This window comes from Rhizobium sp. Root1203 (assembly GCF_001424945.1).
In the GTDB taxonomy this organism is placed as follows: domain Bacteria; phylum Pseudomonadota; class Alphaproteobacteria; order Rhizobiales; family Rhizobiaceae; genus Rhizobium.
Window position 1 is genome coordinate 68,197 of record NZ_LMCW01000068.1, and the last position, 12,838, is coordinate 81,034.

15 protein-coding genes are annotated in these 12,838 nt (G+C 59.1%); 7 read left to right on the forward strand and 8 right to left on the reverse strand.

What is annotated here, in order from left to right:
• Nucleotides 1-15 precede the first annotated feature (15 nt).
• Together livM and ASC97_RS30925 are read right to left on the reverse strand one after the other, a co-directional pair.
• Entirely contained in the window at nucleotides 16-1,407 is a 1,392-nt protein-coding gene (livM, locus tag ASC97_RS30920) for a high-affinity branched-chain amino acid ABC transporter permease LivM (protein ID WP_057472156.1), read from the reverse strand.
• Nucleotides 1,408-1,411: 4 nt separating this feature from the next.
• Nucleotides 1,412-2,314 (reverse strand): branched-chain amino acid ABC transporter permease, encoded by a 903-nt coding sequence (locus tag ASC97_RS30925; RefSeq protein WP_057472157.1) that lies wholly within the window; start codon nucleotides 2,312-2,314, stop codon nucleotides 1,412-1,414.
• Nucleotides 2,315-2,705: 391 nt separating this feature from the next.
• On the opposite strand from ASC97_RS30925, the gene cysQ reads away from it, so the two are divergent.
• Both cysQ and ASC97_RS30935 read left to right on the forward strand, forming a co-directional pair.
• Nucleotides 2,706-3,500: a 3'(2'),5'-bisphosphate nucleotidase CysQ gene (gene cysQ, locus ASC97_RS30930; protein ID WP_057472158.1), complete on the forward strand. Its 795-nt coding sequence runs from the start codon at nucleotides 2,706-2,708 to the stop codon at nucleotides 3,498-3,500.
• Between the two features lie 125 nt (nucleotides 3,501-3,625).
• Nucleotides 3,626-4,663, forward strand: a complete 1,038-nt coding sequence (locus tag ASC97_RS30935) for a DUF2793 domain-containing protein (RefSeq protein WP_057472159.1) — start codon at nucleotides 3,626-3,628, stop codon at nucleotides 4,661-4,663.
• A 4-nt stretch (nucleotides 4,664-4,667) separates the two neighbouring features.
• On the opposite strand, the gene ASC97_RS30940 is transcribed toward ASC97_RS30935, so the two are convergent.
• The gene (locus ASC97_RS30940; RefSeq protein WP_057472160.1) at nucleotides 4,668-5,408 is read right to left on the reverse strand and encodes a helix-turn-helix transcriptional regulator; all 741 of its coding nucleotides are present in this window, start codon (nucleotides 5,406-5,408) and stop codon (nucleotides 4,668-4,670) included.
• Nucleotides 5,409-5,812: 404 nt separating this feature from the next.
• On the opposite strand from ASC97_RS30940, the gene sciP reads away from it, so the two are divergent.
• Complete coding sequence (gene sciP / locus ASC97_RS30945) at nucleotides 5,813-6,088, forward strand: CtrA inhibitor SciP (RefSeq protein WP_007533628.1); 276 nt, start codon at nucleotides 5,813-5,815, stop codon at nucleotides 6,086-6,088.
• Between the two features lie 326 nt (nucleotides 6,089-6,414).
• On the forward strand, nucleotides 6,415-6,696 hold the full coding sequence (locus tag ASC97_RS30950) for a GNAT family N-acetyltransferase (protein ID WP_057472161.1): 282 nt from the start codon (nucleotides 6,415-6,417) through the stop codon (nucleotides 6,694-6,696).
• A gap of 111 nt (nucleotides 6,697-6,807) precedes the next feature.
• Here the strand turns inward: ASC97_RS30950 and ASC97_RS30955 are convergent, their stop codons facing one another.
• The gene (locus ASC97_RS30955; RefSeq protein WP_057472162.1) at nucleotides 6,808-7,158 is read right to left on the reverse strand and encodes a hypothetical protein; all 351 of its coding nucleotides are present in this window, start codon (nucleotides 7,156-7,158) and stop codon (nucleotides 6,808-6,810) included.
• 440 nt (nucleotides 7,159-7,598) lie between these two features.
• Between ASC97_RS30955 and ctrA the strand changes: the two genes are divergently transcribed.
• Entirely contained in the window at nucleotides 7,599-8,300 is a 702-nt protein-coding gene (ctrA, locus tag ASC97_RS30960; protein ID WP_003542362.1) for a response regulator transcription factor CtrA, read from the forward strand.
• A gap of 130 nt (nucleotides 8,301-8,430) precedes the next feature.
• Here ctrA and ASC97_RS30965 read toward each other — a convergent pair whose 3' ends face one another.
• A complete protein-coding gene (locus ASC97_RS30965; protein WP_057472265.1) occupies nucleotides 8,431-8,793 on the reverse strand; it encodes a response regulator in 363 nt (120 codons plus the stop codon).
• Nucleotides 8,794-8,901: 108 nt separating this feature from the next.
• Nucleotides 8,902-9,552: a histidine phosphotransferase ChpT gene (chpT, locus tag ASC97_RS30970; protein WP_200959573.1), complete on the reverse strand. Its 651-nt coding sequence runs from the start codon at nucleotides 9,550-9,552 to the stop codon at nucleotides 8,902-8,904.
• Between the two features lie 187 nt (nucleotides 9,553-9,739).
• On the opposite strand from chpT, the gene ASC97_RS30975 reads away from it, so the two are divergent.
• Together ASC97_RS30975 and ASC97_RS30980 are read left to right on the forward strand one after the other, a co-directional pair.
• Nucleotides 9,740-10,336, forward strand: a complete 597-nt coding sequence (locus tag ASC97_RS30975; protein WP_057472164.1) for a DUF1134 domain-containing protein — start codon at nucleotides 9,740-9,742, stop codon at nucleotides 10,334-10,336.
• Between the two features lie 118 nt (nucleotides 10,337-10,454).
• A complete protein-coding gene (locus ASC97_RS30980; protein WP_057472165.1) occupies nucleotides 10,455-11,615 on the forward strand; it encodes a hypothetical protein in 1,161 nt (386 codons plus the stop codon).
• Nucleotide 11,616: 1 nt separating this feature from the next.
• Here the strand turns inward: ASC97_RS30980 and ASC97_RS30985 are convergent, their stop codons facing one another.
• The gene (locus ASC97_RS30985; protein WP_057472166.1) at nucleotides 11,617-12,438 is read right to left on the reverse strand and encodes a TrmH family RNA methyltransferase; all 822 of its coding nucleotides are present in this window, start codon (nucleotides 12,436-12,438) and stop codon (nucleotides 11,617-11,619) included.
• Nucleotides 12,439-12,443: 5 nt separating this feature from the next.
• Entirely contained in the window at nucleotides 12,444-12,833 is a 390-nt protein-coding gene (locus tag ASC97_RS30990; RefSeq protein WP_057472167.1) for a hypothetical protein, read from the reverse strand.
• Nucleotides 12,834-12,838 lie beyond the last annotated feature (5 nt).

A 12,838-nucleotide genomic window follows, 5' to 3' on the forward strand; every position in this document is an offset into this window, starting at 1 on the left:
TTTCCTGGGGGCTCATCAGCCGTGGCCCTCCTTGGTAAAGCTTCCCGAGACGGTCTTTCGCTCCTTGAGGAAGGCCGTGGGCTCACGCGTGCCGACGAAGCCGCGCGGCTTGATCAGCATGACAACGACCATCGCCAGGCCGAAGAGCAGCATGCGGTAGAGTTCCGGCGTGAAGTCCGGCCCGAAGATTGCCTTCAGGAAGTCCATCTCGCGCAACATTTCCGTACCGCCGACCATGACGATGGCAGCGATCGCAATGCCTGTCAGCGAGCCCATGCCGCCAAGAACGACGATCGCAAGGATGACGGCAGATTCCAGGAACACGAAGGATTCCGGGGAGACGAAGCCCTGGCGGGCTGCAAAGAACGAGCCGGCAAAGCCGCCGAACATCGCGCCCGTTGCAAAGGCGGTGAGCTTTGTCGTGACCGTATTGATACCGAGCGAGCGGCAGGCGATCTCGTCTTCGCGAAGCGCCTCCCAGGCACGGCCGATCGGCATGCGACGCAGACGAATGGTGACGTAGGCCGTCAGCATGCAAAGCGCCAGGATCAGATAGAAGAGGAAGATCTTGTAGTAGGCAGACGAAATCGGCAGGTGGAAGAGCTTGGCAAAACCATGCGGCGACGCATCGAAGGGAATGCCGAACAGCGTTGCCTTCGGAATGCTGGAGATGCCGAACGTACCCTTCGTCACGTCAGTCCAGTTGATGATGACGAGGCGGATGATTTCACCGAAAGCCAACGTCACGATCGCCAGGTAGTCGCCACGAAGGCGGAGAACCGGGAAGCCGAGAATGACGCCCCAAAGCGCCGCCAGAATGCCCGAAAGCGGCAGCAGCAGCCAGAAAGACAGGCCGAAATAGCTCGACAGCAGCGCGTAGGAATAGGCTCCCACCGCGTAGAAGGCCACGTAGCCGAGGTCGAGCAGACCTGCGAGACCGACGACGATATTGAGACCCCAGGCGAGCATCACGTAGATCAGGATCTGGATTCCGAAGTTATCGACCCATTTGAGCGACCCTTGAGCACCGACAAGCGCAACGATCACGACAGGATAGAGCACCAGCGCCACCAGCGCGAACTTCAGGAAGTGCTTGTGGAAAAAGCCCTTTTCTGTCGAGATATCCAGCTCGCCGCTGCGTGCCTTCGCCAGCTTGCGCGCATCCAGATGCGGGCGGAGGAAGACCACGACTGCGAACCGGCCGATCGCCGCAACGGCGACGAAGATCGCCAGCAGGCCCCAGCGTTGAACGATAATCAGTTCGTTGCTGATATTCTGATCGGTCTTCAGGCCGACGTAGAGCACGAACATGCCGAACGAGATGACAGCAGCGAACAGAGCTTCTTTAATACCCTTCTGGACAAGTCCGGATGCGGGCTTGCCAGAGGCATTTTCAACATTTGCCATGACGTTAAACCTTCTCGACTTCCGGCCGGCCCAGGATGCCTGTCGGCTTGAAGATCAGCACGAAAGCGAGGATGGCGAAGGTCGCCACATCCTTGTACGCGATGGTGAAATAAGCCGACCACAGAGACTCGATCAGACCGATCATCAGTCCGCCCAGCACGGCGCCCGGCAGTGAGCCGATGCCGCCGAGGACGGCTGCGGTAAACGCCTTCACACCAGGGACGAAGCCGTCGTTGAAATTCACCACGCCATAATACATCAGATACATCGTGCCGGCGACGGCAGCGAGTGCGGCACCCATGATGAAGGTCACCGAAATCGTCTGGTCGACGTTGACGCCGAGGAGCGCCGCCATCTTGCGGTCCTGTTCGGTCGCACGCTGGGCACGCCCGAGAGCCGTATGGTTGACGAGATACCAGAACACCGTCAGCAGAACCGCCGTGATGAGGATGATCACGATCTGCTTCAGCGAAATCGAAATACCGGCGACGTTGTACACGCTGCTGACCATCGGAGGGATCGGCTTGTTGCGCGGGCCCTGCGTCACCTGAATGAAGTTCGACAGCGTGATCGACATGCCGATCGCGGTAATCAGCGGCGCCAGGCGGAAGGAGCCGCGCAGCGGCCGATAAGCGACCCGCTCGATCGTCCAGTTCCACAAGCTCGTCATCAACATCGCGACGAGCAGCATCGCCAGCAGCAGAACAGCGACCGGAAGACCTGCAAAAATCGAGGTGAGAACGAGAAAGACGATAAGGGCAGCAAAACCGCCAATCATGAAAATATCGCCATGGGCGAAATTGATCATGCCGATAATGCCGTAAACCATCGTGTAGCCAATGGCCACAAGCCCATAGATGGATCCAAGAGTCAGCCCGTTAACGAGCTGCTGGACAAAATATTCCATACACCATTTCCCCTGGACACAGAACCGGATCGGCCTGCATCTCTTGTTATTAGAGCCCTTGTTGAGCCCTTATTTACGATTTCATACCGCTTTCAAGCCAAAAGGGAAGTGCAAAATTGCAAAGCTCCAAAGTTCTTTGCCGTTTTGGTAAAAATGACTTTTTAAGGCCCATAAAGTTGCTTTTTTCAACATGAATTGGCGAAAAACGCTGCATTTCACCGCAAAAATCTATTGCAGGCGCGATTGAGATGCCGCAGCGCGAGTACGCGGAGGGCGTCGTGCATCGCTTAGGCGACGGGCGATGCGCGTCGGCGTTGCGCGGATCATGCAATCCCAGATAAACTCGCCTATATAGAGGGAAGCGGATGAAAACGAATCGAACTCGATTGTGATGCTCCATACATTTGAACGCGCCGCCCTCGAAGCGGGCAAAGCCATCATGGAAGTGTTCAAGAGCGGTTGCACCTCTGCGAGGAAAGCCGACAATAGTCCGGTGACGATTGCCGACCAACGTGCAGAGCGGATCATTCTGGGTCATCTCCGACGCGATTTTCCAGACATTCCCATCATCGCGGAAGAGTCCGTTGCCGCCGGTATCGTTCCTGCCATCGGTGCATCGTTCTTGCTCGTCGACCCCCTCGACGGCACGCGTGAGTTCCTCGACCGGCGGCGCGAATTCACGGTCAACATAGCGCTTGTCCGCGACGGCCGTCCCGTCGTCGGGATCGTTTTTGCGCCGGCCCTCGGCGTTGCTTTTTCAGGAGAAGACGGCATTGCCGAAAAGCTGTTCATCAATCGTGATTTCGCCGTCGAGCGGCGGCTGATCATCGGCGTGCGCCCACAGCCCGTCAAGCGGACCGCCTTGGCGAGCCGCTCGCACGACAGCCCGCAAACAGCGCGATTTCTGGCCGAAAATGCCATCTCGGAGTGCACCAATATCGGCTCGTCGCTGAAGTTCTGCCTGTTGGCCGAGGGGGAAGCGGACGTCTATCCCCGCTTTACGCGCACCATGGAATGGGACACGGCAGCGGGCGACGCCGTTCTGCGTGCCGCCGGAGGCTCCACCCTGACGCTCGACGGCAAGCCGCTGACCTACGGCAAGACCAGCCAGACCCATGATTGCGATTTCGCCAATCCGGACTTTATTTCCTGGGGTGGCGCTTCCTCCGTCGCCGAGCGTGCATAGGTTTTTCGAAAAGCGACATCGAATCAGTTCCCACCGGCGCTTTTGATCCCCGTCAGGTTTCCCGCTTTTACGATTTGCGGCGATGCAGCCACGCCGGAGATCCGGCAGTAGAGGGAGCCCATATCGTGTCAGACCAGACCAACAATCTCGCCCTGCCCTACATCCTGCCCTCGCAGGCTCAAAAGCATGTATTCCACAACGACGCGCTTCAACGTCTCGACGCCGTCGTCCAGTTGGCCGTCAAAGGCGAATTGCCGGCACCTCCTGTCACGCCGATCGAGGGGGAATGCTATCTGATCGCTTCCGGCGCGATGGGCGTATGGTCCGGCAAGGCGGGGCTGGTGGCCATGTGGCAGGACGGCGCCTGGCTCCATCTGTCGCCCAAGCTGGGCTGGCGCGCATTCTTTATCGAAACCGGGCAACTGCGTGCCTTTGACGGTGCGGCGTGGAGAAGCATATCGCTGGCGACCGACGGCTCTGTCGCCATGATTGGCATCAACGCCACACCGGATGACGTCAATCGCTTGGCGGTGATGTCGGACGCATCTCTTTTCAGCAATGCCGGCAATGGCCATCAGATCAAACTCAACAAGGCGGCAGCAACCGACGCCGGCACGCTCCTCTTCCAGACGGCTTGGTCCGGACGCGCCGAAATGGGTCTCGCGGGCAGTGACGATTTTTCGATCAAGGTCAGCGGCGACGGCAGCAACTGGCTGCCCGCGCTGAGTATTTCCGCAGACGGCGTCGTCCGCACGCCGGCGCGGCCGCTCGCGCGCGCCTCGCTCGCGGCGGGTATCGCGACGCCTGCCGCCGCAAGCAGAACCGGTTTCGACACCTTTCATGCCCGGCAGGGCGGCTTTGCTCTGGGCGCTGCCGTGCCCTCGGGAACCGGCAACCGATTGCTCGTTCCGGCAACCGGCTTCTATCTCCTGTCCCTGAGCGTCAGCACCTTGACGTCCTCCGGACACGGCACTGCGATCGAGGTGAATGGCGCTACGATCCTGGCAGATGTGAGCGGACCGGCGTCGACAGTCCCCACAAACCAGACCGCCGTCACGGTGGCGCAGCTCAACAGGGGAGACTGGCTCGCGCTCATGCATACCGGCACGGCACAATACGCGCTCGGTGCGGCCAAGACGGAGCTCTCAGCCGTGATGATTTAGGTGCCTAGAGCAGACGAAAACGAAAGGCTCGCGCCACGGCCTGCATCCGGTTGACCGAATCGAGCTTTCGCATCGCGCTTTTCAGGTAGCCCACCACGGTATGCGACGAGAGATCGAGAATAATCGCAATCTCGTCGCTGCTCTTGCCCGCCGCCGACCATCGCAGGCATTCGATCTCGCGGTTGCTGAGGTTCTCCGAGGGTCGGTCGACGGGATTGTGCTGAGCAAAGAGGTCGAGGAATTCCATGGCCCGGTACACCTGGGACATCGTCTCGTTGCGAGGAAAGTCCGGCCGATCGCCGGAAAAAGCGAATATATACTGCCGCAAGTCGGCATCATGCAGCGTAAACGCGAAGGTGTTCTTCAGGCCGTAATCGCGAAAGAGTGATGAAAGGCACTGATTTTCCTGGTTCGCAGCAGTGCTCTCGAAGGGAGACTTGTCGCAGAAGACTGGCATGATCGTGCGCTTCAACCCGCTGACGAGATTGCAGCAATAGAACAGATCGACCTCGTCGTAGAGCGTTATGAGTTCCTGCGGCCAGTTGCTCGCAAGACAGTTGGCGACGAAGCCGTTACGGTCTCCCCGCGGAAACTCCGCAACCAGATAGTAGGCGAAGCCCGAGTCCTTCGCCATTTCGCCGATCCGCTCGTCGAGGAAGGCCTCCCGCACCGCCGTGCCGGCATCTGAACGCGAAAAAACAGCATCCCCTACGCCGTCAGCGACGGCGCGCACTTGCTTCTTCATCGAGTCTATCCCTTGGCGGCCGGCTTCGGCTCGAATTTCTCGCCCGACAGCCTTCGGCGGCTCTCAGGAGACCGGAAAAGCAAACCGCGCCCGTATCGACAGGATACGAAGCGAAGGAGTCTTGATCATTCCGGGCATGAGGAGAAGAACGGAGACGAGGTCTTGCGCTTACATCTGTGTTGCAGCGCTTATAAGATGACGAATGTCAAATTCACAATGTCTAATGCGCATGGCTCCCATGCATTCATGTCAAATTTACCTAACGGAATCCCGCCCGGCACAGCACGGATGCTCCGTGGCGGGTCGTCTAAACTTATTATCAAAGTCTTACTAAGCGCTTAGGCAATTTTTAAATGTGACAAGCTAGAGTGGCTCCCGTGGTCTTGAGTTGTGTAGAGAGTCCAATGACCGAAATGATACGTCCCCGAGTAAAATATGTCATCGGCCCCGATGGCAGCCCGCTGACGATTGCGGATTTGCCGCCGCCGAATACCCGGCGCTGGGTAATTCGGCGCAAGGCAGAGGTTGTCGCGGCTGTTCGCGGTGGCTTGTTGAGCTTGGAAGAAGCTTGCGAACGTTACACGCTGACAGTCGAGGAATTCTTGTCCTGGCAGTCCTCCATCAACAGTCACGGCCTTGCCGGCTTGCGCACGACGCGCATCCAGCAATATCGCCATTGATCAGTTTTCAAATGCAATTGTTATTGTCTCGGGCCGGTATGCACTCCTCAGGGATCGTGACATCGGCCCGAAATTATTGATTGAATGACAGTTATTTAACCGTCGCCGGCGCGACGGCATCGAAGCTTCAGCTCGGCCCAAGTCCATCAGAGACCACTCGGACAAGGGCTGTGCGAGCAACGGTGATACGACGCGCGGCGGGCTCAAAGCAGCCCTCGCCCGCGCGAACGGCATTCCATCGAACAGTGCGTTTACGTCAGCTGTCTTGGCGCGGTCTCCGCTCCATGCCACCCTCCGGATCGATCGAACCTGAGAGGGAAAACACGATGAATATCGAGAACGAAGAAAACGCATCCGGCGGCCGCTATGTTGCCGAGCTCGACGGCCATCAGGCCGAAATGACCTATTCCCGCACATCGCCGAAACTCATCATCATCGACCACACCGGCGTTCCTGATGCATTGCGCGGCAAGGGCGTTGGCCAGGCGCTCGCACTTCACGCGGTGGAGGAAGCCAGAAAAGGGGGCTGGAAGATCTTTCCGCTTTGCCCCTTTTTCAAAGCGCAATCGCAGCGCCACGCCGAATGGGGCGACGTCGTCAACATCTGAAGGCCGCAACGCGAACGCCAAAAGCCATGTATGACGGGCAGCGAGCCCACCATGCATGGCTTTTATCAGGCGACACCGCCCCGGACGCCCTTGGGCGTCCGTCGCGGTGCACTAGGCTCGTGCCCGGATCGCTCCGTCACGCTCTTCGAGCGCAGCGGCACGTGCATATTCCGCCTGCATCTCTTCGAGCGCCTGCTCCAGCGCTTCTTCCTGCATCTTCAGTTCCTTGATGGAGACCTGAAGATTATCCGCGCGCTGGCGTGCAGCCTTTGCGAAGGTCGGATAGGCGAAGTGATTCGGGTCGGAAATGCCGGATTTCTTTTCCTCGACGACGATCTGACTCTCCAGATCCTTCGCCATCCGCTCGAATTCGGACATCATCATCTGCAATTGCTGCAATTGACGACCTTTTTCGTTCACCTGAAACTCCTTCAGACGAACTAGGCTCTCACGCGACTTCATACGCATTACTCCAGTGATGCGAGACCCCGGCTCCACTTGAAACCGCCCCTGCGTGCCGCTTTCAAACGGCTTGCCCAAAAAATTTCCGTCGGTGTTAACAAAAACCTACCGCTGGTAACCTTTCGTTTACGGGCATCGTTAATGATAGTCCCGATGATTTAAGGGTCGGTAAACATCACTACGCGATTTCCGGCACCTGCTCATTGGTGAGTCGAATGAATCGCTTACCAGTCGTTCTTAATGTAAAAGTTGAGAAGTCGGCTTTGCGGATTCTCGTTGGAAAACAGCGAAATGGACAAATTATTTAATAAATTCGTTACCTCTTGCCAGAGTGAATCAGAATTTGTTAACCATTTCGTGGCAGCTTCCAAATCACGCAGTGACATTTCTGTATCGCGTAGGGGCCAGACCACCTTTCGGCGGCGGTAAAGGGGATAAGAATGCGGGTACTACTCATCGAAGACGATAGCGCGACAGCGCAGAGCATCGAATTGATGCTTAAGTCTGAAAGTTTTAATGTTTACACCACCGATCTTGGTGAAGAAGGCGTCGACCTCGGGAAGTTGTATGATTACGACATCATCCTTCTCGATTTGAACCTTCCCGACATGTCCGGATATGAAGTCCTGCGTACTCTCCGCCTGTCCAAGGTCAAGACACCCATCCTGATCCTGTCGGGTATGGCCGGTATCGAAGACAAGGTGCGCGGCCTCGGCTTCGGCGCCGACGACTACATGACCAAGCCGTTCCACAAGGACGAACTGGTTGCACGCATCCATGCGATCGTCCGCCGTTCCAAGGGTCACGCCCAATCGGTCATCATGACCGGCGAACTGATCGTCAACCTCGACGCCAAGACCGTCGAAGTCGGTGGCCAGCGCGTTCACCTCACGGGTAAGGAATATCAGATGCTGGAGCTTCTTTCGCTCCGCAAGGGTACGACCCTCACCAAGGAAATGTTCCTGAACCACCTCTATGGCGGCATGGACGAGCCGGAACTGAAGATCATCGACGTGTTTATCTGCAAGCTGCGCAAGAAGCTTGCAAATGCTGCCGGTGGCGCGAACTACATCGAAACCGTCTGGGGCCGCGGCTATGTCCTGCGCGAGCCGGATGGTGCCGAGTACGCCGAGACCGCCTGACGCTGCATCCCCTTTACGACAGGAAATCCCGCCCTTCCGGCGGGATTTTTTGCATGTGGCATCCGGCGAAAAAGCCGCCCTGTGGAGCGGCCGGTGGTTTAGGGTGCGTCTCGGGGGATGTGAAACGGGGCTACGCGGCAATGGCGCGATTGCCGAACACGGCCGTCAGGATCTTCCGGTCGAACGGCTTCAGCAGGAAATCCGTGGCCCCTGCCCGCTTGCCCATCATCAGCTTCTTGAGATCTGCCTCGACAACGCAGTAGTAGATCTTGACCTCTTTCCCGCCTTCCATCGTACGGATGGTGGAGATCAGGTCGAGCGCGCCTTCCATGCCGGAATCGACAATCAGATAATCAGGCATTTCAGTCCCGCAACGGGACAGGGCTTCGCTGACATTTGAGGCTTCGCTGACCAGGAAATCGAGCTCGGACAGGATACGCTTTCCGACCTTGCGGACGACGTCCGACGCGTCAGTGATCATGAACCTCTGCATGCCTGCTCCTTGGCCCAGCTTCTCTCCGGCGGGCATCTCGCCCTCAAGGATAGAAAGATTAGGCTAAGGAATTGTTACCTCGACGATGGATGGGCGCGCCCGCCGCACTCAGGCGGCGATCACATCAGCGGTAAAGACAATCTCTTCAGCCGTTGCGCTGTGGCCGAGCTGCATCCCGCATTCGTCAGCGAGAAGAACGGTATAGTAAGGCTGGATGGAGTGCGCATCGATTGCTTCTTCGATCTCGCCCGAGGAGATTTCCACGAATTTCGGCGGCAGGCGCATCATCTTGCCCTTGGCGACGATCTTGAACTTGGCGTCGACCTCCGGATTTTCCAGTGTGATATCAAGCACTCCGCCGCGCGGGATAGACGAATAGGCGACGAGGAACAGATTGAGCAGGAGTTTCACGCGGTTCTTCGCGATGATCGCCCGCGGGCCGGTCCAGGTGACCTCGGTCTTCTTCTCGGCGGCTGCAAAATCCTTTGCCGCACGCTCGGCCTCGCCGGTGTCGATCGAGGCGCCGACCGATCCGGACGCGCCGAAGGCGAGCCGTGCAAACTTCAGACGCACGGAAGCGTTCAGCGCACTTGTGCGAATAAGATCCATCGCATCCGCGTCGGCGCCACCCTCGTCGAGCAGTTCCAGGCCGTTGTTGATCGCACCGACCGGCGAAATGACGTCATGGCAAACGCGGCTGCAAAGAAGCGCGGCCAGGTCGGGGCCAGTCAGGGTAAGGTTTGGGTTCTTCGACATCATCGTCTCCAGAGGGCGGTCTCATTCCGCTGCACATGTTGCTTCATCGAGGTTGCACGAAGTTTGCGCGCGTGATTGGCGGCCATAATGACACCATATTTGGTAAACCGATTGTTAAGACCATCCGCGCAAAATGCATGAACCGCCGGAAACGGACTAAAGTACCGACCATGATGAACGGATGACACCCATGCGCCCCTCAATCCTCGGAAGATTTCCCGCCTTTTGCCGACTGCTCGTCGCCTTGACGCTCTCGCCCCTGATGCTCGCCGCAACGCAGGCATCGGCACAGCAGGCCAACAACGACCAGTACACGGCACAGGAAATCGTCGACGCCGGACACTCGTTCTTCGGCTCGACCAGCGGCGGCCTTGCCAAGGTCATCGAAACAGCCTTCCAGAAATACGGGCTGCCGAATGGCTACATTCTCGGACAGGAAGGCTCTGGAGCCTTCATAGCCGGTCTGACCTACGGCGAGGGCCAGCTGAACACCAAGAACGCCGGCGAGCATCCGCTCTACTGGCAGGGTCCTTCCCTCGGCATCGACTACGGCGGCCAGGGCACACGCGTGATGATGCTCGTCTACGACCTGCCCTCGACCGACGCGATCTACGCCCGTTTCGGCGGCGTCAGTGGCCAGGCGTTCGTGATTGCCGGCTTTGGCATGACATTGCTCAAGAACAACAACGTGCTTGTGGTGCCGATCCGCACCGGTGTCGGCGCCCGCCTCGGCCTCAATGTCGGATACCTCAAGGTAACGCCGAACCCGACCTGGAACCCCTTCTGACGCTCGCGCGATGGCAGGGCATCCCCGTCATCGACCTTTCGGCCACTTGCTCTATGCGCGCCATCCGCTTAATCATTGGTTTTGACGCAAATCAACTTCTGGAAGCAGTGGCCTCGCCGTGATCGAATACGCTCTCTTGTTCGGATTGGGCTTCCTGGCCGCGGCGTTCCTCGCGTTTTTGATATCGCCTGCCGTTCACCGTCGCATTGTCTGGCATACCGAGAACCGGATGCGGGCGACCATGCCGCTCAGCCCGCAGGAAGTCCGGGCGCAGAAGGACATGGCGCGCGCGCTCTATGCCGCGGAAAACGCCCGCACCACGCAGGACCTGATGCGGGAGCGCGAAAAATCGCTGTCGCTGCAATTGAAGCATGATTCGATCGCCCGCGACGCCGGCCACTTCGCATCCGAGGTCGGCGCGCTCCAGGCCCAGATCGGCGACATGAGCGTCGAAGCCGCTGAACTGCGCTCCCACCTGCGCAAGGACGAAAACTACATCAGCCAACTGAAGACCAGTCTCCATATCGTCGAGCAGGCGAGCGCCGCCAAGGAAGGCGAACTGGATGCACTACGTACGCGTCTCAACAGGCTGGCCGAGCAGACCGACAGCCTGAAGATCGATATGGCCACCCGTGAGACCGAAATTGAAAGCCTGAATTTCAAATCGAACGCATTGCGCGTCGAACGCGACAACCTGCGCCAGGACGTGAACCTGTTGCAGAAGCGCGCCAAGGATGCCGAGCAGAAGCTGACGCAGCAGGAGCATGCGGTCCTGCGCCTCGAGGACAAGGCCCGGCGGGACGCGACGGCGCTGTCCGACAACGCCGCACTTCTCAGCCGCCGGCAACAGGAAATTTCCAAGCTCAAGGACCAGGTCAAGGCGGCGAACGCAGATCTGCGCAAGGCAAACCGCTCGCTCCGCGGTGCCGGACTCGCCGCTGTGGTACCGGAAGTCGCGTCGGAGAAGCGGGCAACCGACAACACGCCGGGCTCCGAACTCGACACCGCTGCCATTGCTGCCCGTCTGGCCGAAGAGGTCCGCGCGCGAAGCGCCGCCGTATCCGAGAGGCTCCTGAACGCGAAGACAAATTCGACCGGCGACGGCGCAATACGGGAAGAGATTGCCACGATCGCCGCCAGCATGGTGGCGTTGACCGCAATCAACGAGGGGCCGTCATCGCCTATTCGCGATTTGTTGCCTGACGGAACGGTGACGCAGGAAGGCGAGCGCATCGACCTCGCACAGCGCGCGGCAACGATCCTTTCTGAGCCCGGTTGAGCTAGACTAGCTTCGCGGCAGAGGACATGGCGAAAAGCGCGATGCCGGTCGCCGTCGCGACATTGAGGCTGTCGAGACCCGGCGATTGCGGAATGCGAGCGCTGCGGAACTGCGAGAGTACCGCCTCCGGCAGCCCCTCTCCCTCGGTACCGACGACCAGTGCCATACGATCGGACGCCGGTATGGAACGGATATCGGTCTCCCCGCGCGGCGACAGTGTCCAGATCGCGAAGTCGTGCTCAGCAAGCCGCGTCAGGATATCGACCGCATCGCCACCGCGCTGATAGGGTACGCTGAGGACGGAACCGACCGAAACGCGAAGCGCTTTGCGGTAGAGCGGATCGCACGACGTCTCATCGAGAATGATGGCATCCGCCTTGAAAGCCGCGGCGTTGCGAAACATCGAGCCGGCATTGTCGTGGTTTGAAATGCCGCAGCCGACCAGAACCAGCGCGCGATCCGGCAAGCGGTCGACGATATCGCCGGCCGCCACCTCGCGCCGGCCGAGTGCCAGCACGCCGCGGTGCAGGTGGAACCCGACGATGCGATCGAGCACCTCCGCCTCCGCGACGTAGACCGGGACATGATCCGGCAATCTCTCGAGGATCTCGCAAACGCCATCGACGCGGTTTCGAAGCAGTAAAACCTTCTCGGCGACAAAGTCGCCGTTCCCGCGATGCGCTTCTGCAAGCATCCGCAGGACGACCGTGCCTTCGGCAATGAAGCGGCTCTGCCGGCCGGTCAGATCGCGTTCGCGAATATCGCGAAACTCCGCGATGCGCGGATCGTCGGCGCTTTCGATCGCGATGAGGCCGGAACGCATGCCGCTCAGCCGCCGTGGATCGTCACGTCGGCGACGGTACGCCCGGCCTTGATGTCGAACACCAGAACCTTCATCACGCCATCGAAGGTCTTGCCGTAGAACATGATCTGGCCGCCGGACAGAGCGGTGGATTCGATGACGAACCCAAGCGGCAGGCTGGCAGTCGTCGATACAGGCGCGTCCGAAGGCACGCCCGGGGCCGCAACGGCTGTCGCCGGTTCCTTCGCCGGGGCACGCATCGTCTTGTAGACAACGGCGCCGAAGACCGCCATAAGGCTCACGAACATGATGGCGCCCGAGACGATCTGCAGGCGGATCATCTTGCGCCGGACACTTTCCATCGCCGGATCGAGGGGCTTTTCTTCCTGATCGTCTTCTGGCTGGATATTCGTCATCTGTG

Coding starts and splice junctions, on each gene's coding strand:
- ASC97_RS30985 (WP_057472166.1), bottom strand. CDS start 12,438: ATGCGTTCCGGCCTCATCGCGATCGAAAGCGCCGACGATCCGCGCATC.
- ASC97_RS30990 (WP_057472167.1), bottom strand. CDS start 12,833: ATGACGAATATCCAGCCAGAAGACGATCAGGAAGAAAAGCCCCTCGAT.
- sciP (WP_007533628.1), top strand. CDS start 5,813: ATGACCGAAATGATACGTCCCCGAGTAAAATATGTCATCGGCCCCGAT.
- ASC97_RS30975 (WP_057472164.1), top strand. CDS start 9,740: ATGCGCCCCTCAATCCTCGGAAGATTTCCCGCCTTTTGCCGACTGCTC.
- ctrA (WP_003542362.1), top strand. CDS start 7,599: ATGCGGGTACTACTCATCGAAGACGATAGCGCGACAGCGCAGAGCATC.
- cysQ (WP_057472158.1), top strand. CDS start 2,706: ATGCTCCATACATTTGAACGCGCCGCCCTCGAAGCGGGCAAAGCCATC.
- chpT (WP_200959573.1), bottom strand. CDS start 9,552: ATGATGTCGAAGAACCCAAACCTTACCCTGACTGGCCCCGACCTGGCC.
- ASC97_RS30940 (WP_057472160.1), bottom strand. CDS start 5,408: ATGAAGAAGCAAGTGCGCGCCGTCGCTGACGGCGTAGGGGATGCTGTT.
- ASC97_RS30950 (WP_057472161.1), top strand. CDS start 6,415: ATGAATATCGAGAACGAAGAAAACGCATCCGGCGGCCGCTATGTTGCC.
- ASC97_RS30965 (WP_057472265.1), bottom strand. CDS start 8,793: ATGCAGAGGTTCATGATCACTGACGCGTCGGACGTCGTCCGCAAGGTC.
- ASC97_RS30955 (WP_057472162.1), bottom strand. CDS start 7,158: ATGAAGTCGCGTGAGAGCCTAGTTCGTCTGAAGGAGTTTCAGGTGAAC.
- ASC97_RS30925 (WP_057472157.1), bottom strand. CDS start 2,314: ATGGAATATTTTGTCCAGCAGCTCGTTAACGGGCTGACTCTTGGATCC.
- livM (WP_057472156.1), bottom strand. CDS start 1,407: ATGGCAAATGTTGAAAATGCCTCTGGCAAGCCCGCATCCGGACTTGTC.